Origin of the sequence: Micromonospora humidisoli (assembly GCF_016900955.1) — a bacterium.
GTDB classification, from domain to species: domain Bacteria; phylum Actinomycetota; class Actinomycetes; order Mycobacteriales; family Micromonosporaceae; genus Micromonospora; species Micromonospora wenchangensis.
On record NZ_JAFEUO010000001.1, the window covers coordinates 522,762 to 544,784 of the forward strand.

Consider the following 22,023-nt stretch of genomic DNA (forward strand, 5'->3'; position numbering starts at 1 on the left):
GGGATCAGGCCGTTCGACAGCTGACCGTCGGCCAGCTCCAGTTGCCGTTCGCCATGATGGTGATGCCGAAGTTGTTGCCGTTGCCGTTCGGCCTGGCGGTGACGGTGCCGCTGGTGCCGCTGACCGAGGCGTTCCAGCTGTTCTGGATGCTCTGGCCGCCGCCCAGGCCGAGGCTGACCACCCAGTTGCTGGTGCCGCTGACCGCGACGTTCAGGTTGAACCGGTCACCCCACTGCTCGGCGGCCGAGAGCACCGCGGTGCAGTTGCCGCCGGCAGGCGGGGTGGTGGTCGGGTTGCCGGTCGGCCCGCTGGTCGGGTTGCTGCCGCCACCCTCGCGGACGGTGATGTCGGAGCTGCCCTGGCTCTGGTAACCCTCGGTCGCCATGATCTGGTAGCTGTGGTTGGTGCCGAGGTTCAGGCCGGCGCGGGCCCAGGCGTCGAAGTGGTTGGCGGTGGTGATGGTGCCGCTGCTGCGCTTCTGCTGCCTGACGCTCCAGTACTGGTAGAACGTCTGGATGCCGTCGATCGACGGGGCGTTGGTGCGCAGACTGCGCAGGATGTCGTAGGTGCCGCCGTCGGTGGTCACCGTGCCCAGCCGGGTCGCGCCGCTGCTCGGGTTGTAGCTGCCGAAGTTCTCCACCACGTAGTACTCGATGAGCGGGTTGCGGGTCCAGCCGTACAGGGCGAGGTAGGTGTTGTTGTTGCCCGGGTTGTAGCTGCCCGAGTAGCTGACCGTCCGCCGGGTGCCGGTGGCCCAGCCCTTGCCGCCGACCCAGTTGTTGGTGCTCCGGTCCCAGCTGCTGCTGTAGCGGCCGTCGGCACGCAGCGTCATGCTGGCGTTGCCGCTGTCCTTCCAGAACGAGAAGAAGTAGCCGTTGTGCGTGCCGGTGAGGTTCGAGGTGAGGGTCCGGTCGTTCTCCGCGTACGCGTTGGGCGAGGCGATGAACGTGCCGGTGACGGCGAGCGCCGCGGCGCACGCGGCGCTGAGCAGCAGCCGCAGGCGACCGCTCCTTCGCGGTCGGGTCGAGGTGTCGCTCATGTACGTGTTCCTCCTCGTGACAGCTGGCGGACGCCAGCGACGCGGTACGACCCGGTGGACTGTCCGTGGCCAGGTGCGGCAGCCGGTCATTCGGTGTGTGCCACCACGCGGTGGTGGGCCGGTCGTCCAGCAGAAACCGGGGGGACGGGTCGCGGTGGGTGGTGTCGACAGCATCGAGTGCCGTCGATGGCGACGGTAGGGTGTCGATGCTCCACCTGTCAACAAGTTTCGGAAATCTTCCCGAAACATCGTCCTGAGCGGCGGTCCGACGCGGAACCGATTTCGACGGGCTGACGTCGGCTGTCACCGAGATGGGGCCGCAGGGGGCGTGTGTTAATTCGGCCGCGAGGGGGCCGCCTCTCCTGTATACCCGAAACTTTCGAGAACCGCCAGCCGAGGGTGGACGCGAGACCGCCCGCCCACCGGCCCGGGGTCGCGGGCGGGTGGGCGGGCGGTCGGTGACGCGGCCGGTGCCGGGCGGTCAGATCACCATCGACGGCAGGGGCCAGCGGCGCAGCCGGTGCGGCAGCCACACCAGCAGCTCGCCGATCTTCGTGACCAGCCCCTCCGCGCCGAAGTCACGGGCGATGGCGAGGTCGACCTCCGTGACGGCGGCACCGTCCAGCAACTGGTCGAGCACCGCCAGGTACGCCGGATCGTCGATGGTCAGCAGGTTCAACCGGCCGGAGCGGCGGTCCCGCACCTGGACGAACCCCGGACCCCGACGGTAGGTGCACTTGTCGAAGTAGAAGCCCCGGACCCAGGCGTCGAGCTGCCCGGCCGGGTCACCCTCGCCCCCCGGTGCCGCGAGCAGCTCGACCGGTGCCCGCAGGTGGCTGTACGGGAGCCACTCGTCGGCCTCGACGCCCGGCAGCCGCAGCCGCCAGTCGACGGCGATGCCGTGGCTGGTCAGCTCCCGGACCAGCACCAGCCGGCGGACCGTGTCGACGGCCGTCGCGCCGTCCCCGGTGACCGTCAGGTCCACCGGGTCGGGAACGTCGACCCGGCGTACCCCGTCGGCACGCCAGCGGGCGACCGCGTCGGCGGCCGGTTCGCGCAGCTCGGCCGGACCGATGGTCATGCCGGGGATGGACAGGACGGCCGGGTCGTGGTCCCGGGCGAGACCGACCAGGATGGGCCGTAGACCGGTGTCGGTGGTGGACACGTTCCCTCCCCTCAGACCGCGCTGAGCACGGCCGGCTCGCCCGCCCCGGCGGCTGCCCCGGTCTCCGCGGCCTCGCGTTCCAGGTGCAGGTGGTCGATGCGCAGCAGATCCTGGTTCATCGCCTGCGGGGCGATCTGGATGAACTGCCCCGCGTCCTCGTAGACCAGGCCGAGATCGCGCCAGCGCCTCAACAACGCCGTAAGGAACGGCTCGTCGACCGACAGCCGTCGGCTCAACGTGGCGATGCTGTGCGGCTGGTCGAGCTGCCGGAAGACGGCCACCTCGACGGGGTCGGTCAGCCGTAGCAGGTGCCAGTCGAAGTGCTTGCGCCGGCTGACCAGCACGATCTCGTCACCGAGGTCGTGGTGGGTGAGCCGGCTGCGGGCGTACTCGTGTTGCCACTCGGTGACCGCCCGGCCCAGCCGGTCGGCCGTCGCGCCGTCGATGCCCTGCGGCGCGACGTCGAACAGGTAGGCCAGGTCCATCAGCTCCGACTCGGGCAGGTCGTAGATCAGCCGGTACTGCGCCGCCGGCCGCAGGTCGGTGAAACCCAGCTCGGGACGGACGAAGAACGGGCTGAACCGTTCGATGGCGATCCGGGTGCTGCCGTCGGCCGGGCACAGGTGGTGCAGGGCCGGCATCTGCTCGATGACCGGCAGGTAGTCGGCCTCGGTCTCGCCCGGGAACCCGTACAGGTAGTTCCAGGCGATGGTGATGCCGCTGGTCTCGGCGTCGCGCAGCATCCGGATGTTGAGGCAGCCGCTGACCCCCTTGTCCATCAGCTTGAGCACCCGGCTGTTGAGGCTCTCGATGCCGGGCTGCACGCTGACCAGGCCGGCGTCGGCCAGCGCCTGCACCTGCGGGCCCTTCATGTTCGACTTGATCTCGTACTGCAACCGCAGGTCGTAGCCGGACTCGGTGAGCCGGGGCAGCAGCGAGGTCACGTAGCTCATGTCGAGGATGTTGTCCACGACGAACATGTCCAGCACCTGGTGCCGCTCGACCAGTTCGATGATCTCGTCGTAGAACCTGCCCGGGTGCTTGCTGCGGAACTGCATGAACGACCCGTTGAGGCCGCAGAACGTGCAGTGGTGCTTCTCGCCCCACCAGCAGCCCCGCGCCCCCTCGACGACCAGCCGGGGCTCGACCCAGTTGCGGGCCCGGGAGGCGGCCAGCCGCTCGAAGTAGCCACCGTAGTCCGGGGCGACGATCTCGGCCGGCGGCAGCGGTTTGCTGCTCATCGGGTTGGCCACCGAACGACCGTCGGCGTCGGCCCAGCACAGCCCCTCGATGCCGGTCAGCGCGTCCGCCGGCACCGCGCCGGCCGGGTCGGCTGGCTCGGCCGGGTCGGCTGCGGGCAGTGTCGCGCCGATCGCGGCGAGCAGTCTGGGGAACACCGCCTCGCCCTCGCCACGGACCACGTAGTCGACGAACGAGAAGTTGCGGTGGATCGCGGCACCCTGCTCGCCGTCGCAGTTCGCGCCGCCCATCACCGTACGGATGCCGGGCGCCCGCTGCTTGACCGCCCGTGCGGTGGCGAGCGCGGCGGCGTTCTGCTGGAACGTGGAGGTGAAGCCGACCACGTCGGGCTTCCTGGCGACGATCCGGTCGGCCAGTTCGGCGACGAACTCCGGCGCCAACCGGTGCAACTCCAGGTTGAGCGCGAGTTCCCGTTCCGTCATCTGGGTCCGGACGCGGTCGGTGAACTCTTTCACGCGCCATTGTGGATCGTCGTACAGGGCGGAGGAGAAGACCCAGTCGCCGCAGCCGGCAAAATAGGTGAACAACGAGTAGTAGTAATAGTCGCTCAGCCCGAACTCCGTCCGGTCGACCACCCAGTCGACGAAGTCGAGATTCGCGTGGACGGCCTCGACCTCGGCATCCGGCAATTTCTGGCGGACACTGTTGGTGAGGATTCCGATTGCCAACGAGGGGACGTCGATGGAAGTCCAGGGCGTATTGACCAGCAGAACCCGCACGTGAACTCTCCTTTCTCGTGATGTCCGGGCCGGATGACGGGGGATACGGGGCGCGGGCCACCTGGACCCGCACCCCGTACGGCCGCTAGAAGCTGACCTTGACCGTGACCGTGACCGTGACGTTCGAGGCCCGAAGCTGGTCGCGGTTGCCGTTGATCGGGTCGTTCTCGACAACGTTCTTGCGCATGTCGTTCACCTCCTCTCCGGTATCGGGGGGACAGGTCACGTGCCGGGGTCAGCCCACCGGGCGCGCCATCGCGAGCGCGACCGGGGTGCCTTCGTCCTGCACGCCGTCGAAGTGCCGCTGCATGAACAGCAGCACGGTCTGCATCAGAGCCAGGTGGCTCTGCGCGTCGAAGTCCTCGTGTCCGGCCCGCCGCCGGACCACCTGGTGCGGGATGCGCCGCTCGGCCAGCAGCCGCGCGTAGTGCTCCACCGGGGCCGGCGGGCAACGCACGTCACCCGTGGAGATGGCCAGCAGCACCGGCGCCCGGACCCGGTCGACGTAGGTGACCGGCGAGGAGCGGGCGTAGCGCTGCGGCACCTCGTCCGGGGTGCCACCGAACAGCAGCACGTCCAGCTCCCGGAGCGCCGGGGTGGCCGCCTCGAACGCGGCGACGTAGTCGGCCACCGGGCTGATCGCGATGCCGAGCCGCCACAGCTCCGGTTGCCGGCCGAGCGCGAGCAGGGTCAGGTAGCCGCCCCACGAGGTGCCCCACAGCGCGGTGCGCCGCTCCTCGACGACACCCTCGGCGACCAGGTGGGCCCGGACCGCGGCGAGATCCTCCAACTGGGTGAGGCCGACCCCGGCGGAGAAGTCGTTGCGCCAGGCCGCGCCGTACCCGCTGGAGCCCCGGTAGTTGACCCGGACCACCGCGCAGCCGGTGCTGACCAGGATCTCGACCAGCGGGTCGTAGGCGTCGCGGGCGTGCTGGAACGGCCCGCCGTGGACCAGGAAGACGGCCGGCCGGGGCCCTTCCCGGTCGGCCGGGAGGGCCACCAGCGCGGGGATCGGGCCGCCCGGTCCGGGCACCAGGATCTCCTCGCGGCGGTAGTCCGTAGGTGCCGCGACGGCCTCCGGCCCGCCCACGTCGGGCCGACCGCCGGGGTGCTGCGGCAGCTCCACACCCCGCACGGAGCGCAGTTGCGGCGGGGTCACCGAGTCGGTCCACACGTACGCGATGTCACCGTCCGGCCAGACCGCGGCGTCCAGGACGCTGCCCGCCGGGGTGTCGACCACCGCCCGGGTACGGGCGGCGAGGTCCACCTCGTGCAGCAGGGTGCGGGCGTGCCGGTCCTGTCGGACGAGCAGGCGCTGCCCGTCGGGGAACCAGCCGGCGGTGATCTCGGTGTCGAAGCGGCACCAGTCGTGCCTGACCACCCCCTCGGCGGCGGTCCAGGTGGCCGGCAGGTAGCCCCCCTCGTCCTCGACGACCAGCAGCAGCCGGGCCAGGTCGACGCCCGGCGCGAAGCCGAGCGCCCACACCCGGCGGTCCGGCCCGCCGGGGATGTCGGCCAGCCGGGTGCCGTCGGCGGTGAACACCGTGACCGCCCGGTCGGTGGCGGCGTCGCCGCCGACCACCAGCAGCCGGCCGGCCGGGTCGAGATCGACCAGGTAGGCGTAGCCGCCGACGTGGACGCGTTCACCGACCCGCCCGTCGCCGGTACGCAGGAAGACGGTCATCCCGCCGTCGTCGGAGAGGCCGACGGCGGTGCTGCCGTCGGCGGCCATCGCGATGCCGGCATGCCGGGCGGGCAGCACCGACGGCAGCGCCCGCGTCGACCGGTCGGGCCGGTCGAAGTCGCACGTCCGCCAGGTGCCCACACCGCCGAGATCGTCGTCGAACCACCAGATGGTGGCCCCCGTCGGGTCGAGCGCCGCCCGGACCGTGCCGGCCGGGCGGTCGGTCACCTGCCGGGCGGTGCCGGCGGCCCGGTCCCAGGCCAGGATCTCGCAGCGGCCGTCGGCGTCGCCGACGTAGACGGCCCGGTGCGGGGCGTGTTCGGCGACGACCGGCAGCGCCGGGTAGAAGAGCCGGTGGCCGCGACTCATCGGTGGGCCTCCTCGGGATCGGCGCTGGCCCCGGCGTCGCCGTCGGCGGTCCCGTCGGGGTCGGCGGCGACGCCGTCGTCGGTGCCGGCCGTCGCGCCGGCGCCGGCCCGGAGCTGGCGCACGACGAGCGTGGTGTACGTGGCCAGCACCGCCAGCGCGGCGGCGAACACCAGGGCGACCGTGGCCGGGCTGTACCAGGCGACCAGCACCCCGGCCAGCAGCGGTGCGGGCGTCTGGAGCACCTCGCCGACGGTGCCCATCACGGTGGCCACCCGACCCTGGAGCCCGTCGGGCGTCACCGCGATCACCCGGGACTGGAAGATCACCCCGAGCAGCGGGCTGAGCAGGAAGACCAGCCCGAACAGCAGACCGTAGCTCCAGGTCTGCCGGGCCTGGGACATCGCGACGACCAGGGCGACCATGGCCCACGAGGCGAACACGATGACGGTGACCGGTCGGACCCGGCTGAAGATCATCGGTGCGGCCAGCGCCCCGCCGAGGCCGCCGACGCTGGCGATGGTGAGGATAAGGCCGATCGACGCGGCCGGGGCGCCCTGCCGGCCGGCGGTCAGGATGGCGTAGTAGACGAGCGCGCCGAAGGTGACGTTGATGCCGGCGGCCCAGATCGTCACGAAGCGCAGGAACGGCTGCCGCCAGACGAACCGCAGCCCCTCCCGCAGGTCGGTGCGGAACGAGGTGCGCTCCCGGCGTTCGGGGGTGAGGTCGGTGCGGATGGTGGCCACCAGCCCGGCCGCGACCAGGTAGGACACCACGTCCGCCAGGAACGGCAGCCAACGCGCGAGCTGGTAGAGCGCGCCGCCGAGCAGTGGGCCGACGATCCGGGCGGCGTTGTTGCGGGCCTCCAGCCGGGCCAGCGCCTTCTGGTCGTCGGTGGGCAACAGTCGCCGGATCGCGCCGGAGCCGGCCGCCTCGTAGCCGCTCTGCGCGACCCCCTCGACGAACGCGGCGGCGGCCAGCAACCCGAGGGTCGGCACGCCGGCTGCGACGCAGACGAGGATCGCGGTCATCGCGCCGGCCGCGACCAGCAGCGAGACGATCATCATGCGTTTGCGCGGCAGCCGGTCGGCCAGCACCCCCGCCACCGGCGCGGCGACGAGCCGGCCGGTGAGGGCCAGCGCGCCCACCAGCCCGGCCGCCGCCGGTGACCGGGTCACGGCCAGGGTGGCCAGCGGGAGCACGATGCCGGTGGCCTGCGATCCGAGCTGGTCGATCGCCCCGGCTATCCAGTAACGGTGGAAATCGCCGCCGCGGTGGGGGTTCTCGCCCGGTTTAACCGCTGCGGTGGGGGTGGCTGTCATAGCCTCGTCCGCACAGTTTCCATGATTTTCCCAAATCTGTGTGCGAGGTCTGTCGGTAAGAGTTCGCGTGATCCGGGTGACATTTGTCGGCCCCAATGGTCGCGGGGGGTGTCCACGAGGCTAACAATGCAGTGTGCGGAAAGCAAGGATTCGAATACGGCCGGTTATGGCACTTATTCGGTTGTGGGGATGATGGGCGGCTTGTGCACCTCTGTCAATGAATCTGCACTACGCGCCAAACCTCCGGGCGGCGGTCTGTGTCGATTGTTTTCGGCCCGCCGTCATTTGTCGTGAATTAGTGACGTGCGACGATGTCACAAGATGATGCCGTCATTCCGGTCGACGATTTCGTGAATCCCGCGCCGACCGGTCGATGACGAGCGGCCGGGTCGGTACGCGAGCCACGCGTACCGACCCGGCCGTCGGGTGGACCGGCGCACGGGGCCGCGCCGGTCCACCCTCCTCCGCCGGCCCCCCGTCGACCGGAGACCTGGTCCGTCAGCCGAGGATCACGCCCGAGGCGCCGACGCCCGCCATCCCGGAGATGATGTCCTCGTAGTACATCCGCCAGGCGCAGACCCGACCGGTGGGCCGGTAACCGGTGCAGGCGGTCACCGCGCCGCCGTCGTCGATGGCGGTGTTGGTGCCGGTGGCCCAGACCTGGAGGGTGTTCGCCGCGTTGACGATCTCCACCGGGCCGCCGCTGTCGCCCTGGCCGACCGCGTTGGTACGGGTGGTGCTCTCCGCCTGCACCTGGCCGCAGACCGTGCCGAAGTCACGCACGTTGATGCACAGGTTCCGGGCCTTGACCTGGATCGAGCACCGGGTTCCCGAGTACGCCCCCGAGGTGCAGACGAAGTTGCCGACCTGGCTGGCCTGCGCGCCGATCACCTGGTTGCTGAACTCGCTGACCACCGCGCCGTTGGCGTCGGTGCTGTTGTTGAAGACCCGTCCGCCCGAGGCACCCGACAGCAGCAGGGTGTCGGTGCCGGCGTTGCGGGTGCCGACGATGCCCATCGACTGCCCGGTCGGGTCGGTCGCGGCGTTGTTGATGTTGCCGCAGTGCGCGGCGGAGAGCATCCGCGCCGACCCGCCCTGGAAGACCCCGAAGCCGGTCGAGCAACCGCCACCGGTGGTGGCGTTGCGCCACGCGCCGCCGCCCCACCACGGGGCGGTGTCGTCCCACCGGGTGGCGGGCGCGGCGGCGACACCGGTCTGCACGGTCACCGGGACGCCGGCCATGCCGGCCGCGCCGAGCAGGCCGCTCTGCGTACCGACGAGGAGGCCGGCACCGTCGGCGCGCGGCCCGACCGTGGTGAGCCTGTCACCGGCCGCCCGGCGTAGCCTGGCCGCCGCGACGTCCAGCTCCCGCCGGGTGTACGCGGCGGGCAGCACCTCGGTCGGTACGGTGGCCCGGCTGGTCGCCACCAGGCTGGCCGGTGCCTCGCCCTTCCAGAAGACCTGCAGCTTGCGGGTGGTGGGATCGGCGATCACCCCGGCGAAACCGGACTTCGCGTCGCGCTGCGCGAGCTTCGTGATCCGGGCGGCGGCGGTGTTCATCCGCTGCTGGAGTTCGAGCAGCTCCTTCCAGGAGGCGAAGCCGCCCGGCACCGGCGTACTGTCGACGAACGACCCGGCGGCGGTCACCTTGCCCCCGGCGGCGGGAGCGGGCGCGGCGGTGGCCGGTGCGGTGGCCACCGCGGTGACGAGCACGGTGACGCCGAACGCCGCGGCGGCGGCCCGGCGCAGCAGCCCGGTCGGGTGTGGACGAGACATACGTACCCCTTCCCCAGGGTTTCGTGGTGCGGGCCTCAACCCGCCCTGGGGACATTGGCAGGTGCCCCGGGTGTCCGGCGGCGCATCCTGGACACGGCCGGACACCCCCGGACAACGCCGGACGGACGGCGGACGAACGCTGGAGGACTGCGGTCGACGAAACCGGACCGACATGAAACTGTCATACATCGGCGGTCGCCTACCCGACGCTGTGCCGCCGGTCCTACCCTCCCCCTGTCGGCATCCGGGGCGACGGATGGCCGGGGGTGGAGGCCGCATGTCCGACCAACGGGTCCCTTCGGGCATCCGGCAGCCGACGGCCGGGACGGTTCGTGCGGCGGCCCCGATGTCCCCACTGGACACCGGGATACACACCGTCGAGGAACTGGCCGCCCTGCTGCGGCAGCTCCGCCGCCGGGAGGCCCGGCAACAGGGCGAGACCCCGCTGACCTACCGCCAGCTCGCGGCGAAGACCGGCTGGTCACGTGGGGTGATCGGGGAGTACTTCGCCGGGAACATCCTGCCCCCGCCGGAGCGGTTCGACACCCTGATCCGGTTGCTCGGGGCCAGCCCCGCCGAGCAGGGGGCGCTGGCCACCGCGCGGGACCGGGTCGAGGAGCGCCGCCGGCTCGCCAGCCCGGAACACCCCTCCACCGGCCGGGCCGGTCGCGCGGTCGTCCGTTCCCGGGCCGGCGGCGGGCGGGCCGGCCTCCCGCCGACCCGGCTGCCGGTGCCCCGCCAGCTACCGCCGGCGCTGCCCGGCTTCGTCGGCCGGGCCGCGCAACTCGCCCAGCTCGACGCCGGCTGCGCCGGACACGACACACCCGACGGTGACGGGCCGACCACCACGATGACCCTGTCGGGTACGGCCGGCGTCGGCAAGACGACCCTCGCCGTGCACTGGGCCCACCGGGTCGCCGACCGCTTCCCCGACGGACAGCTCTACGTCGACCTGCGGGGATTCGACGCCACCGGCGCGGTGGTGACGCCCGCCGAGGCGGTCCGGGGTTTCCTGGAAGCCCTGGAGGTGCCGCCCGACCGGGTCCCCACCCACCTGCCCGCGCAGGTCGGGCTCTACCGCAGCCTGCTCGCCGGCCGACGGATGCTGGTGCTGCTGGACAACGCCCGCGACGTCGAGCAGGTACGGCCGCTGCTGGCCGGCAGCCCGGGCTGCCTGTTCCTGGTCACCAGCCGCAACCGGCTGGCCGGCCTGATCACCGCCGAGGGGGCCCGGCAGATCGCCGTCGACCTGCTCAGCACCGCCGAGGCGTGGCAACTGCTCGCCCGACGGCTCGGCCCGGACCGGCTGACCGTCGAGCCGCAGGCGGTCGACGAGATGATCGAACGCTGCGTACGGCTGCCGCTGGCGCTGGCCGTGCTCGCCGCGCGGGGGGCGGCGCACCCCACGTTCCCGCTGGCCACCATCGTCGCCGAGCTACGCGGGTCGCCGCGTCTGCTGGACTCCTTCGACGGCGGGGACACCGGGACGGACGTGCAGTCGGTCTTCTCCTGGTCGTACCGGAACCTGACGCCGGCGGCGGCGCGACTGTTCCGGCTGCTGGGCTGCCATCCGGGGCCCGACGTCGGGCTGGCCGCGGCGGCGAGCCTGGCCGGCCTGCCCCGCAGCCAGGTGTCCCGGCTGCTGGCCGAGCTGGCCCATGCCCACCTGGTCACCGAGCACGCACCCGGCCGGTTCGTCGCGCACGACCTGCTGCGCGCGTACGCGGGGGAGCTGGCCGAGAACCTCGACCCGGGCGAGGACCGGCGGGCGGCGGTCCGGCGGGGGCTGGACCACTACGTGCACAGCGCCCACGCGGCGGCACTGCTGCTGCAACCGGGCCGCGACCCGGTGGCCCTGGCCGACCCGCTGCCCGGGGTGCACCCCGAGGAGCCGACCGACCACGGGCGGGCGCTGGCCTGGTTCACCGCCGAGTACCCGGTGCTGCTGTCGGCGGTCACCCACGCCGGGCGGCACGGCTTCGACGGTCACGCCTGGCAACTGGCCTGGAGCCTGGTGGATTTCCTCCAGCGCCGGGGCAACTGGTCGGACCTGGCCGCCGCCCAGCATGCCGCCCTGGCCGGGGCGCGGCGGGCGGGCGACCGACCCGGGCAGGCGAACGCCCACCGTGATCTCGCCCGGGTGCTCAGCCGGCTGGGCCTGGTCGACGAGGCGGTGGAGCACTACCGGGAAGCGCTGAGCCTGTTCGGGGCGCTCGGCGACCGCACCGGTCAGGCGCGTACCCACCGGGCGTTCGGGGCGATGCTCGACGGGCTCGGCCGGTACGCCGAGGCGCTGGGGCACGGGCAGCGGGCGTTGGCGCTGTACCGGGCCGCCGGCCACCCGGCGGGGGAGGCCAGCGCCCGCAACGCGGTCGGGTGGGCGCACGCCCAGCTCGGCCAGTACGGGCCGGCGCTGGAGCACTGCACCCGGGCGTTGACGTTGCTGCGCCCGACCGGCGACCGGCACGGCGAGGCGAACACCTGGGACAGCCTGGGCTTCATCCACGACCGGCTCGGCCACCACCGGCAGGCGATCCGCTGCTACGGCCGGGCGCTGGCGCTGTACCGGCGGATCGGCGACCGGTACGACGAGGCGGACACCCTGACCCGGCTCGCCGAGGCCCGGCACACGGCGGGCGACCCCGACGGGGCGGTGCGGACCTGGCGACGGGCGCTGGACATCCTCGACGACCTGGGCCACCCGGACGCCGCCCGGGTCCGGGAGCGGCTGAACCGGGCCACGACCGGGACCGCGGCCGGGGACTGACGGTCCGACGCTACCTGGCACCGGCGGAAAGACCGGCCGGTGCCAGGTAGCCCGGGGTCAACCCGTGGTGCAGCTCGGTACCGGGAGGCCGGGGCTGCCGGTGGACGAGCCGAGGAACCCGAACGAGGTGCTGGCACCGGCCGCGAGCGCGCCGTTGTAGGCGACGTTGCGGGCGGTGACCGTCGTGCCCTGGCTGGTCACCGTCGCGTTCCAGGCCTGGGTGACCCGCTCGCCGTTGGCGTACGCCCAGGTCACGGTCCAGTTGCTGATCGCCGAGGTACCGGCGGTGACCCGTACCTCGCCCTGGAACCCGCCGGTCCACTGGCTGGTCACGGTGTACGTCGCGGTGCAGCGCGCGGTGGCCGGGGGCGGGGTGGTGGTGGGCGGCGGCGGGGTCGTCGTCGGCGGTGCGGTGGTGGGCGGCGGGGTGGTCGGGGCGGGTGACGTGGGCGACGGGGGCGGGGTGGTGACCGGGCCACCCCAGCCGGCGGTGGAGTCCAACCAGGCCGCCCGGCGCAGCATCCAGTCCCGCATGGCCTGGACCTGGCCCTGCCAGGTGGACGCGGTCGGGGTGTAGAACGGGCCGACCATCGGCGCGGTCAGGTTGGGCCAGCGCTGGAAGTTGCGCTGCGCGGCGTTGGTCAACGGTGCGGCCAGCGCGTTGATCCGGGTCTGCAGGGCGGCGTCGGCGAGCGGGCCCCGGCGTAGCGTCTGCCAGCGGGACCGGAGCTGGTTGACGAAGGCCGGGTCCCGCACCAGCTGCGGGAACCAGTCGTTGGCCAGCGGCTGCCGGGTCTGCTGGTACTGCCAGCCGGCGATCTGGTCGTTGCCGAAGTAGCCGCCGACGCCGAAGGTGAGGTCGTAGTCCCACAGCGGGCCGGCGAGGATCTTGGTGTCGCGGTCCTTGTAGAAGTACGCGCTGCGGATGTAGGAGTCCATCTCCCGGCTGAGTTCGTTGAGGACCATCTGGTCCACGAACGAGTCGACGTCGATGTACTTCCGGTAGCCGGTGACCGGGTCGGCGGAGTTCGGTGCCCGCAGCACGTCGTGGAACTCCTGGACGTAGCCCCGCAGCCAGTCCCGCTGGGGTGCCTGCAACGGTGAGGGGTCGCGCACCTCCAGGTAGTTCCAGCAGGTCGCCGCCGTACCGGTGCAGGTCAGCGTCGGCTCCTCGGCGGCCAGCCATTCGAAGCTCCAGATGTACCCGCCCTGGATCTTGGGCAGGGTCAGGTCGTCCTCGTCGAGCTGCTTGAGGTCGAGCCGGTTCTTCGAGTTCTTGATCGTCTCCACCAGCATGTAGACGCCCATGTAGTCACCGGCGGCCACCGGGGCGGCGTCGGTGTTCAGGTAGAACTCCACGAACCGGTACCGCGGCGCCGGCATGCCCATCTCGCGCCCGAGGTCGTAGACGAGCGCCTCCCGGATCAACGCCTTGTCGCTGAACGGCCCGCGCAGCACCCAGTCGGAGTCGGCCGGCATGCCGAGCATCGGGTAGTCGGCGTCGTCGTTGTCGTTGCCCCGCAGCTCGACGCGGTACGGCGTCTTCTCGAACGACGCCGACGACTGGCCGCGCAGGTGGAACCCGGCGCGGGTGGCGACCGTCGGGGTCGCGGCCAGCGAGGTGGTGCCACCGCCGCCCGGCTCGAAGACCATGGCGGTGGCGTCGAGGTACTCACGGCCGGGCTTGCCGGCACCGTACGAGTCGAGCAGGACCACCGGCAGGTCGTGGGCGGTGGCGACGTTCTGGGCGACGTACATGGCGGTCCCGGGCGCACCGGCGGCGGTCTGGCCGACGAAGGCCTGCCCGCGGAGCTGGGTGGTCCGGGTGAACCGCAGCGGTGTGCCGGCGTACAGCGGCGACTGCGCGGTGGGCAGCCGGCCGTCGGTGGTGTACCGCACCTGCGCGCCGCCGATCGCGGTGCTCAGCGACACCGTCACCTCCCCCTGGAAGGTGCCGCTCGGCCGGGAGAAGACGATGTCGCCGACCAGCTCGTCCGCCGCCCCGGCGGCGGCGATGGCGTCGGCGGCGGAGGTGTCCAGGCCGGTGGTGATCCCGGCGCGGGCGGCGGGCGGGCCGGCGGTCGCGGTGGACGGGCCGGCCTGTGCCGTGTGCGGCACGAGGAGCCCGGTGAGGAGCACGGCCACGGCCGCGATCCCGACGGTACGTCGGGTGGGCGGGCGGACGGTCAGACGCACGATGTCTCCTGGGTGACTCGGGGGGTGGTGGGTGCCGGTGCCGGTGTCGCCGACCCGGTGGCGTCGCGGAAGTGGCGGCGCAGCGTCCGTCGCCACGGCACGTCCGGCAGGTCCGGTCGCAGGGCGGCCAGACCGGTCGCGTACTTCGAGATGCGGGCGGGTCGGGTGCCGCGCTGCCACAGCAGCCGGTCGATCGGGCCGGCCGCCGACCGGGTCTTGGTCTCGACCACGGCGACCCCGGGCAGGCCGAGGGCGCGCCGGTCGTCCTGCCAGTGCAGGTCGGTGTCGATGGTGACCCGGCTCGCGGTCGCCGGCAGCAGCAGCGTGGTACGCCGGTAGCCGGTCACCAGCACCGGTTCGAGGTGACCACCGGCGGGGGCGGACCGGATCGACTCACGGTCGAGCGCCTCGTCCACGAAGTCCCGCCCCGACCGGACGGTACGACGGTCCTCCGGCCGGTAGGGCAGCCGGTGCTTGGTGACCAGCCCCCGGGCTCCGCTGACCTTGACTTCCAGCCAGCACTGCGCCGAGTCGAGATAGGTGCGGGTGCGCACCTTGAAGCGTCGCCGCCGCCGGTACGCCGCGCCGTGGTAGCTGGCCAGGCAGGGGGTGTCGAAGTACACCGACTCGTAGCGGAAGGTGCGGGTGCCGTCGATGTCCAGCACCCGGGCGGACGGGGCGATCCGGTCGAGCAGGCCGGGCAGTTCGTCCAGGGCGACGACGTACTTGCGGTCCACCCGGCTCTGCAGCGCGGCCCGGTCGATCAGCTCGGCGAGCCCGACCGGGGGCAGGTCGGCCAGCGCCGACGCGAACGGCGGCGGGGTCATCGACGTGCTCCCGCCGGCACCGGCGAACCGGGGGTGGACGCCGGGGTGCGGTGGGCCACCGAGTAGCGCACGTCGACCACGGTGGTCTCGTTGACCAGGTCGACCCGCTGGGCGGTGGCGACGTGCACCCGGGCGTTGAGCAGCTGTTCCAGGTGGGCGACGAGGGCGACGTGGTCGGTGACGGCCGAGTCGAGCACCAGGATCTGGTGCCGGTAGTGCCGGAACACCCGGCGGTGGTCGCCGAGGAACATCACCGCGAGGATGAGCGCCATCAGGCCGCCGTTGAGCCAGACCGAGCGGGTGCCCAGCGCGCCGAGCAGGCCGAGGGCGAGGGCCGAGAAGTAGTACGCCACCTCGTGCTGGTCCAGTTCGGTCGAGCGGAGCCGGATGATGGACAGCACCCCGAACAGGGCCATCCCCAGCCCGACTCCGGCACCGACGTTGCTGGCGCTCAGGGCGCTGGCCACCGCGAGGACCCCGACGTTGACCCCCAGGTAGGCGACGACGAGGTCGCGGCGTCGGTGTCGGGGGAAGTAGAGCCCGAACACGAGCAGCGCCACCGCGCAGATGTCGATCGCGAACAGGACGACCTGCGTCATGTCTCTGGTTCCTCCCGGCTCGTCGGCGTGCCGGTCCGGCACCGCCTGCGTCAGCCCGGGGAGAAGCCACGGCGGTCAGCCGGAGCCGATCATCTTTTCGGTAAACTTTCGGTTACTCTTTCGGAACTGTAGGCATAACATTGAGAAACGTCAATCAGTTGTCCTGTGTGGGTGACGTGGTGAGACGCCGACGAGACGGCTGGTCCGGGCGGGGAGGGGCGGCTGGCGGAGGGCCGCACTCGGCGGAGTGTCCGGGCCCGGGTGTCGAAACTTTCGGGAGCGTCCGGCGCGGGATGGCCGGAACCTTCGACGGGGCGTCCGGCGGGTGTCAGAACAGGGTGAGCGGCCCGGTCGGGATCGGTTCGGGCAGCGCCGCCAGGGCGGGCACCCGGGCCCGTACCTCGGCGTGGAACCGGCGGGCGAGCAGCGGTGCGTCGGTGTTGTCCGGGGTGTGCACGAACACGGTGGGCGAGCGGCCCTCCCGCAACCAGCCGACGGTGATCTCGACCCAGCGCTGCCAGCCCGCCACGGTCTCCGCCTCGGCGTCGCGGCCGAGGTACCTGACGATCGGCCGGTCGGTCAGCGCCGCCGTCCGCAACGGCAGCCGGGGCTTCTTCGTCCACGCCTCCCGTTCCGCGTCACTGGTCGGCGGGGTGCGGAAGAACGCGGTGGTGTCGAAGGGCACCCACTCGGCGGACGCCTCGGCGAGCACCGCCTCCAGCAGTCGCGTCGCGCGGGGCTCCCGGAAGAAGGCGGGGTGCCGGACCTCGACGGCGTACCGGTGTCCTTGCGGCAGCCGGCGCAGGAAGTCGGCGAGCACGGGGACGTCCGTCGGGGTGAACGATCCCGGCAGCTGGATCCACAGGGCGTGCGTCCGGCTGCCCAGCGGGGCGATCGCGTCGAAGTAGGCCCGCAGCGGCGCGTCGGCGTCGACGAGCCGCCGTTCGTGGGTGACCACCTTCGGCAGCTTGAGGACGAACCGGAAGTCGGGCCCGGTCTGCCGGGCCCAGGACTCCACGGTCTCCCGGGCCGGGGTGGCGTAGAACGTGGTGTTGCCCTCGACCGCGTCGCACCAGCCGGCGTAGTGCCGCAGTCGCTCGTGCACCGGCAGCGGGTGGGCGATCAGCCGCCCCTGCCAGGACCGGTGGGTCCACATCGCGCAGCCGACGTGCAACCGCATGCTCCCGACCCTCCCGCGACGCCACCCGACCCGTCCGATCGCCGCACGCTATCGGAGCGCCGGCGACGCGCCACGGGCGGTCCGGTGGACCCGCCCCGGAGGTCGCAATCGTCAACTTCCGGTTGACGATGCGAGGGCGTCAACCTATGGTTGACGCATGACGGAATCCACTCAGCTTCCGCACCCTGTCCGCCTCGACGAGCTGATCCAGGCCATCAAGAAGGCCCGGCCGGACGCGCTCGACCAACTCAGCGACGCGGTGCTCGTCGCCGACCACCTCGGCGACCTCGCCGACCACCTGATCGGCCACTTCGTCGACCAGGCCCGCCGCTCCGGAGCCTCCTGGACCGAGATCGGCAACAGCATGGGGGTGAGCAAGCAGGCCGCCCAGAAGCGCTCCGCCGCGAAGGCCGACGCGGCCGCGACGCTGGACCCCAACGCCGGCTTCAGCCGCTTCACCCCGCGTGCCCGCAACGTGGTGATCGCCTCGCAGGAGGAGGCCCGCAGCGCCGGCAACCCGGAGATCCGCCCGGAACACCTGGCGCTCGGCCTGCTCGCCGAACCCGACGGCCTCGCCGCCCGGGCCCTGGTCGCCGAAGGGCTGGGCCCGGACACCGTCCGGGAGGCGGTCGTCGCCGCGCTGCCCGCCGCGTCCGACCAGGTCCCCGACCTGATCCCGTACGACGCGCAGGGCAAGAAGGCCCTCGAACTCACCTTCCGGGAGGCGCTGCGGCTCGGGCACAACTACGTCGGCACCGAGCACATCCTGCTGGCCCTGCTGGAACTGGAGGACGGCACGGGCGTGCTGTCCGGCCTCGGCCTGACCAAGGAACGGGCCGAGGCCCACCTGGCCGCCGCCCTCGCCGGATTCGCCGACGGCAAGTAACAGCCCGACCTGGCCGGGGGCCGTACCGCATGGCAGGCCGGGGGAGGGAAGGGCAGGCCGGGGCCGGGCGCGGCAGGGGGCGCGCCCGGCGGGCCGGTCAGTCGTCGGTGCGGAAGCCGTACCGCAGCGCGTGCTCCGGGTCGGCCGGGTCGATCTGCCGGATGCCGGCGTCGGCGAGCCGCTTGTTGACCTCGTCGAGCTGCTCGCGCACCAGCCGGGCCTCCTCCTCGGTGACCCGCCCCCGGTGGGGCTTCCCGGCGTGGTCGAGGGTGCCGTAGTCGATTTTCTCGGCGCTCTTGCGGGCCTTCGGCGGGCGGACCCGCTCGGCGGTACGCAGCAACTGGGCCATCGGGGTGTCGGTCGCCATCGCGTCGAACTCGCTGGCGGTCAGCACCACCCGACGCGGTTCCCCGCCGGCGTGCCGGTCGTGGATCTCGACCACCGCCACGTCGAGCGCGGCGTCGTCGATGCCCTCCACCTCGGTCGCGGTGGCGTCCAACTGCACGGGCCCGGCCACCAGGTCGGGGTGCTCCAGCACGACGACCCGGACCACCTCGTCGTCGGGACGCAGCACCGTGCCGCTGAAGTCGGAGACGTGGATCGTCTTCTTGCCCATGCGCTGCGGTTCTCCTGTCGCTGGCCGGAATCGACCACAAGACGCTACCCGACAGGTGTGCGAACGCCCCGGCCGGACACCCCGGCGGGACGGTCGGCGCGTGGTGGAGCCGCCGGCCGCGCGGTGGCACCCGGCGGGTCGGCGCGGTCGTCGGTCCGGGCGCGTCCGCCGGTGGCCACGGGGGACGGACCGGGGCCGTCGTCGCGGGCGCGCCGTGCCGGGTCAGTGGGCGGTGAGGCCGCGTCGGGAGGAGATGCCGGCGGGGAGGATGTTCAACTCGCTCCAGGACAGTCGGGCGTTGACACCGCGACCGCGCCGGGCCTCCCGGTAGCGCGGCTGGGCCGGGAACCGGCCGACACCCCCCGCCGTGTTCCACACGCGTGCGCTGTCCTGCTGGTACCGCTCGTTCGGCTGCATGGGCATGGCCATTACCGTCCCAAAGAAAGGTGTCCATGTATGGAAATAGATATGACGCACGGTCGATGGACCGGGTTCCGGTGAGGCAGCTCACGGTCCGGTTCCCCTCTACCCGTGACGTACTCCCGGTAACCGTGAGTCGGCCGGGCCGGCCCGGCGTACCGTGGATCATGGAGCGATCCACGGGGTGAGAGGGGCGGGCGGTGCTGGACCGGCGGTTGTACCTGCACCTGGCGACCTGGCTCGGGCAGTGGCCGGCCCCGCCCGGCCTGCACGTGGTCGGCTCGTGGCGGCGGACCCGGCCGGCGTGGGACGGCCGGGTCCGTCCGGCCGTCGCGGTCCGGGTCGCCGGCAGCACCGTGCTCTCCGTGCCACCCGCGCTGGTCGCGGCCGTCCGGGAGTTGGCGGCCGGACCACGCTGCGCGCTGTACGGGGCGTTGCCGGCACTGGTCGGGCGACCCTCCTGGGTGGCGCACGACGACGTGTTCCGGTGGTGCCTCGCGCCGGCCGCGCTGCCCGACGTCGGCGTCTGGACCGCCCCCACCGACCCCGCCCTGCCACCCTGGCTGCACCTGTTCGACCGCGAGGTGCTCGTGGTGCGCGACGCCGACGGCGGCTATCTGGCCGGGGTCGGCGTCAAACGGCACGACGCGTACGGGCACGAGCTGGCCGTCGGCACGGTGCCCGCGGCGCGCGGCCGGGGGCTGGCCCGACGGCTCGTCGCGCAGGCCGCCCGCCGGGTGCTCGACGAGGGCGCCGTCCCCACCTACCGGCACGATCCGGCGAACACCGGTTCCGCCCGGGTCGCCGAGGCCGCCGGGTTCGCCGACCGGGGCTGGTCGACCTACGGCGTCTATCCGCCGTGAGGGCGGGCCGGGTGTACGGCGTCTGTCCGCCGCGCCGGCCGGCGGCGCGGACCGTGGATCCCGGGCCGGATCCACGGTCCGCTGCCTGCCCCAGGCCCCGCCGTGACCGGCGTCCACCGGTCGACCCTTGGTGCTGGTCACGCTACGTACTCGAATGCCCGTCCGGCAAGTGGTGATCGGTGGGTCGACTCTGTCCAGTAGTGGACTTGAGCTGGGGTTAAGGAAAAATTTCCTGGCTGGGCTCGGTAACGCAACGTGCTTGTCTCCTGCCGCGGTGGCTGCCCGGCAGAGCGGTGTCAGGGGCCACCGGTAGGGTCGGGCGTCGCGGCGAGAGCCGGCGCGCGGTCGGGGACGGCCGGTTGGCCAGGAGTGGACGGGTATGCAGCTGCCGACGCCGGGCGAGGGACCCGGGCGGGTGGTCCTGGCACCGGTGGGTGACCTGGACATCGCCACCGTCCCCGGGCTGCAACGCGACCTCGACGAGGCGCTGCGCCACCCGGGCCTGTTGGAGATCGTCGTCGACCTGACGGCTGTCACCTTCCTCGATTCGACGGGGGTGGCCGCGTTGCTGCGCGGGGCGGCCGAGGCGGTCGGCCGGGGGGCCACCCTGCGACTGGTCGACCCGCAACCTGTGGTGTCCCGGGTCCTGCGGATCACCGCGGTCGCCCGGCTGCTCGGCCTCCCCGACGACCGCGGCGACCCGGCCCCCTGGCGGCGCTGACCGCCTCACCTCGCCGACCGCTCCGGTCCCGTCCGGGGAGCGGCCGGCACCGGGGCGGACCGGTCAGGTGCGGTGCCGGTGCGGTGCGGCGGCCGGGTGCTCCGCCCAGGCATGCCCGTCGGCGGGTCAGCCGGTCAGGCCGAGCACCTCCGCCGCCGCACGGCCGTTGGCGTGGCTCGCGCCGTAGGTGGTGACGAAGGCCCGTACCCCGGCCGGCCGCCACCGCCCCGGCCAGCCCATCTCCACCACCGTCACCTGATGCGTCGCGGCCAGTGCCCCGACCAGCGCGGGGCCGCCGGGCAGCCGGTGCAGGTGCCGTCCGACCAGCACCACCGGCCGGTCCCCGGCGAGCCGTCGTACCGTGGCCGGGTCGACCTCGGTGGCGACCACCCGGAGCTGCTCGACGTCGGTCAGGTGGGGGCCCAGTCCCCAGGGCACCCGGCCCTCGGCGACGGTGGCGGCGGCGTACACCTGCACCACGAGCGGCCGGGCCGGGCCGGTCGGGTCGCCCTCCACCCGCACCGCCAGGCGGGCGGCCCGGTAGCCCAGACCGGCATCGGCCGGGCCGGCGGGACCGGCCGGGCGGGCGGTACCGGTCCAGGCGGCGAGCGCGGCGGCGCGACCGGCGGCCTGCTCCACCCGGGCCCGGTCCAGCCGGCCGTCCCCGAGCGCCCCGACGATCTCGGCCACCACCCGCTCGACCAGCGCCGCGTCGACCTTCGCGCCCAGGCAGAGCAGGTCCGCCCCGGCGGCCAGGGCCCGTACGGCGGCCGGCCCGACCCCACCGGCGGCGACCGCCGCGCCCTTCATCTCCAAGGCGTCGGTGACCACCGCGCCGGTGAAGCCGTACTCGCCGCGCAGCAGGTCGACCAGGATGGCCCGGCTGAAGGTGGCCGGCCCGTCCCCGGTCAGCGTCGGCACCCGGATGTGCGCCGTCATGACCGCCTGCACGCCCGCGTCGACCGCCGCCGCGAAGGGCGGCAGGTCACGGGCCCGCAGCAGCGCCGCGTCGGCGTCCACGGTGGGCAGCTCGTGGTGCGAGTCGGCGACGGTCGCGCCGTGGCCGGGGAAGTGCTTGGCGCAGGCCGCCACCCCGACCGACTGGAGACCCGCCACGGCGGCGGCCGTGTGGGCGGCCACCCGCGCCGGGTCGGCCCCGAACGCGCGGGTGCCGATCACCGGGTTGTCGTCGGCGGTGTTCACGTCCACCGTGGGGGCCAGGTCGACGGTGACGCCGACGGCGGCCAACTCGACGCCGATCGCCGCGTAGACCTCCCGGGTGAGCGCGGTGTCGTCGACCGCGCCGAGCGCCGCGTTGCCCGGGTACGGGCTGCCGGTGGCGTGTGCCAGCCGGGTCACGTCGCCGCCCTCCTCGTCGATGGCGAGCAGCACGTCGGGCCGGGCGGCGCGCAGCGCGGCGGTGCTCGCCGCGAGCTGGCCCGGGTCGTGCACGTTGCCGCCGAACAGGGTGTGCCCGGCCAGCCCCTCGGCGACCAGCGCGACCGCCCAGTCCGGCGGCACCGGCCCCGGGTACGCGGCCAGCAGCGTGCCCAGCGCCAGCCGGCGCAGTCCTGGATCGATCCCCACCTGAACCCCCTCTCCCGCCGCCCGAACCCG

The 22,023-nt window shown here is 73.2% G+C and carries 17 protein-coding genes; 4 read left to right on the forward strand and 13 right to left on the reverse strand.

Annotation, left to right across the window (positions count from 1 at the left end):
• Window positions 1-4: 4 nt before the first annotated feature.
• The 6 genes from JQN84_RS02295 to JQN84_RS02320 all read right to left on the reverse strand — a co-directional run bounded on the left by JQN84_RS02295 (window position 5) and on the right by JQN84_RS02320 (window position 9,331).
• Window positions 5-1,039, reverse strand: a complete 1,035-nt coding sequence (locus JQN84_RS02295) for a glycoside hydrolase family 11 protein (RefSeq protein ID WP_204956729.1) — start codon at window positions 1,037-1,039, stop codon at window positions 5-7.
• Between the two features lie 481 nt (window positions 1,040-1,520).
• Window positions 1,521-2,204: a DUF5825 family protein gene (locus JQN84_RS02300; RefSeq protein WP_204956730.1), complete on the reverse strand. Its 684-nt coding sequence runs from the start codon at window positions 2,202-2,204 to the stop codon at window positions 1,521-1,523.
• 11 nt (window positions 2,205-2,215) lie between these two features.
• Window positions 2,216-4,183 (reverse strand): RiPP maturation radical SAM C-methyltransferase, encoded by a 1,968-nt coding sequence (locus JQN84_RS02305; protein WP_204956731.1) that lies wholly within the window; start codon window positions 4,181-4,183, stop codon window positions 2,216-2,218.
• A gap of 235 nt (window positions 4,184-4,418) precedes the next feature.
• On the reverse strand, window positions 4,419-6,236 hold the full coding sequence (locus tag JQN84_RS02310; protein ID WP_204956732.1) for a prolyl oligopeptidase family serine peptidase: 1,818 nt from the start codon (window positions 6,234-6,236) through the stop codon (window positions 4,419-4,421).
• Window positions 6,233-7,555 (reverse strand): MFS transporter, encoded by a 1,323-nt coding sequence (locus JQN84_RS02315; RefSeq protein WP_204956733.1) that lies wholly within the window; start codon window positions 7,553-7,555, stop codon window positions 6,233-6,235. The genes JQN84_RS02310 and JQN84_RS02315 overlap by 4 nt, the downstream gene beginning before the upstream one ends.
• Before the next feature lie 498 nt (window positions 7,556-8,053).
• Window positions 8,054-9,331, reverse strand: a complete 1,278-nt coding sequence (locus tag JQN84_RS02320) for a chymotrypsin family serine protease (protein WP_204956734.1) — start codon at window positions 9,329-9,331, stop codon at window positions 8,054-8,056.
• 277 nt (window positions 9,332-9,608) lie between these two features.
• On the opposite strand from JQN84_RS02320, the gene JQN84_RS02325 reads away from it, so the two are divergent.
• Window positions 9,609-12,098, forward strand: a complete 2,490-nt coding sequence (locus JQN84_RS02325; protein WP_204956735.1) for an ATP-binding protein — start codon at window positions 9,609-9,611, stop codon at window positions 12,096-12,098.
• 57 nt (window positions 12,099-12,155) lie between these two features.
• Here JQN84_RS02325 and JQN84_RS31885 read toward each other — a convergent pair whose 3' ends face one another.
• The 4 genes from JQN84_RS31885 to JQN84_RS02345 form a co-directional block, all read right to left on the reverse strand.
• Entirely contained in the window at window positions 12,156-14,294 is a 2,139-nt protein-coding gene (locus JQN84_RS31885) for a CotH kinase family protein (protein ID WP_204956736.1), read from the reverse strand.
• Window positions 14,285-15,121, reverse strand: coding sequence for a polyphosphate polymerase domain-containing protein (locus JQN84_RS02335; protein ID WP_204956737.1), 837 nt, complete (start codon window positions 15,119-15,121; stop codon window positions 14,285-14,287). Before JQN84_RS02335 ends, JQN84_RS31885 begins: the two co-directional genes overlap by 10 nt.
• A complete protein-coding gene (locus JQN84_RS02340) occupies window positions 15,118-15,720 on the reverse strand; it encodes a DUF4956 domain-containing protein (protein ID WP_204956738.1) in 603 nt (200 codons plus the stop codon). The genes JQN84_RS02335 and JQN84_RS02340 overlap by 4 nt, the downstream gene beginning before the upstream one ends.
• Window positions 15,721-16,048: 328 nt before the next feature.
• A complete protein-coding gene (locus JQN84_RS02345; RefSeq protein ID WP_504739422.1) occupies window positions 16,049-16,900 on the reverse strand; it encodes a DUF72 domain-containing protein in 852 nt (283 codons plus the stop codon).
• Between the two features lie 157 nt (window positions 16,901-17,057).
• Here JQN84_RS02345 and JQN84_RS02350 point away from each other — a divergent pair, with 157 nt between their 5' ends.
• Window positions 17,058-17,786 (forward strand): Clp protease N-terminal domain-containing protein, encoded by a 729-nt coding sequence (locus tag JQN84_RS02350; protein ID WP_204956739.1) that lies wholly within the window; start codon window positions 17,058-17,060, stop codon window positions 17,784-17,786.
• Window positions 17,787-17,883: 97 nt separating this feature from the next.
• Here JQN84_RS02350 and JQN84_RS02355 read toward each other — a convergent pair whose 3' ends face one another.
• Both JQN84_RS02355 and JQN84_RS02360 read right to left on the reverse strand, forming a co-directional pair.
• Window positions 17,884-18,402, reverse strand: coding sequence for a hypothetical protein (locus JQN84_RS02355; protein WP_204956740.1), 519 nt, complete (start codon window positions 18,400-18,402; stop codon window positions 17,884-17,886).
• 222 nt (window positions 18,403-18,624) lie between these two features.
• Window positions 18,625-18,825, reverse strand: coding sequence for a DNA repair protein (locus JQN84_RS02360; protein WP_204956741.1), 201 nt, complete (start codon window positions 18,823-18,825; stop codon window positions 18,625-18,627).
• 197 nt (window positions 18,826-19,022) lie between these two features.
• On the opposite strand from JQN84_RS02360, the gene JQN84_RS02365 reads away from it, so the two are divergent.
• Together JQN84_RS02365 and JQN84_RS02370 are read left to right on the forward strand one after the other, a co-directional pair.
• Window positions 19,023-19,685, forward strand: coding sequence for a GNAT family N-acetyltransferase (locus tag JQN84_RS02365; RefSeq protein WP_204956742.1), 663 nt, complete (start codon window positions 19,023-19,025; stop codon window positions 19,683-19,685).
• 379 nt (window positions 19,686-20,064) lie between these two features.
• Window positions 20,065-20,406, forward strand: coding sequence for an STAS domain-containing protein (locus JQN84_RS02370; RefSeq protein WP_204956743.1), 342 nt, complete (start codon window positions 20,065-20,067; stop codon window positions 20,404-20,406).
• Between the two features lie 126 nt (window positions 20,407-20,532).
• On the opposite strand, the gene JQN84_RS02375 is transcribed toward JQN84_RS02370, so the two are convergent.
• Window positions 20,533-21,993 carry a glycoside hydrolase family 3 N-terminal domain-containing protein gene (locus JQN84_RS02375; protein WP_204956744.1) on the reverse strand — a complete coding sequence of 487 codons (1,461 nt, stop codon included), beginning with the start codon at window positions 21,991-21,993 and terminating at the stop codon, window positions 20,533-20,535.
• Window positions 21,994-22,023 lie beyond the last annotated feature (30 nt).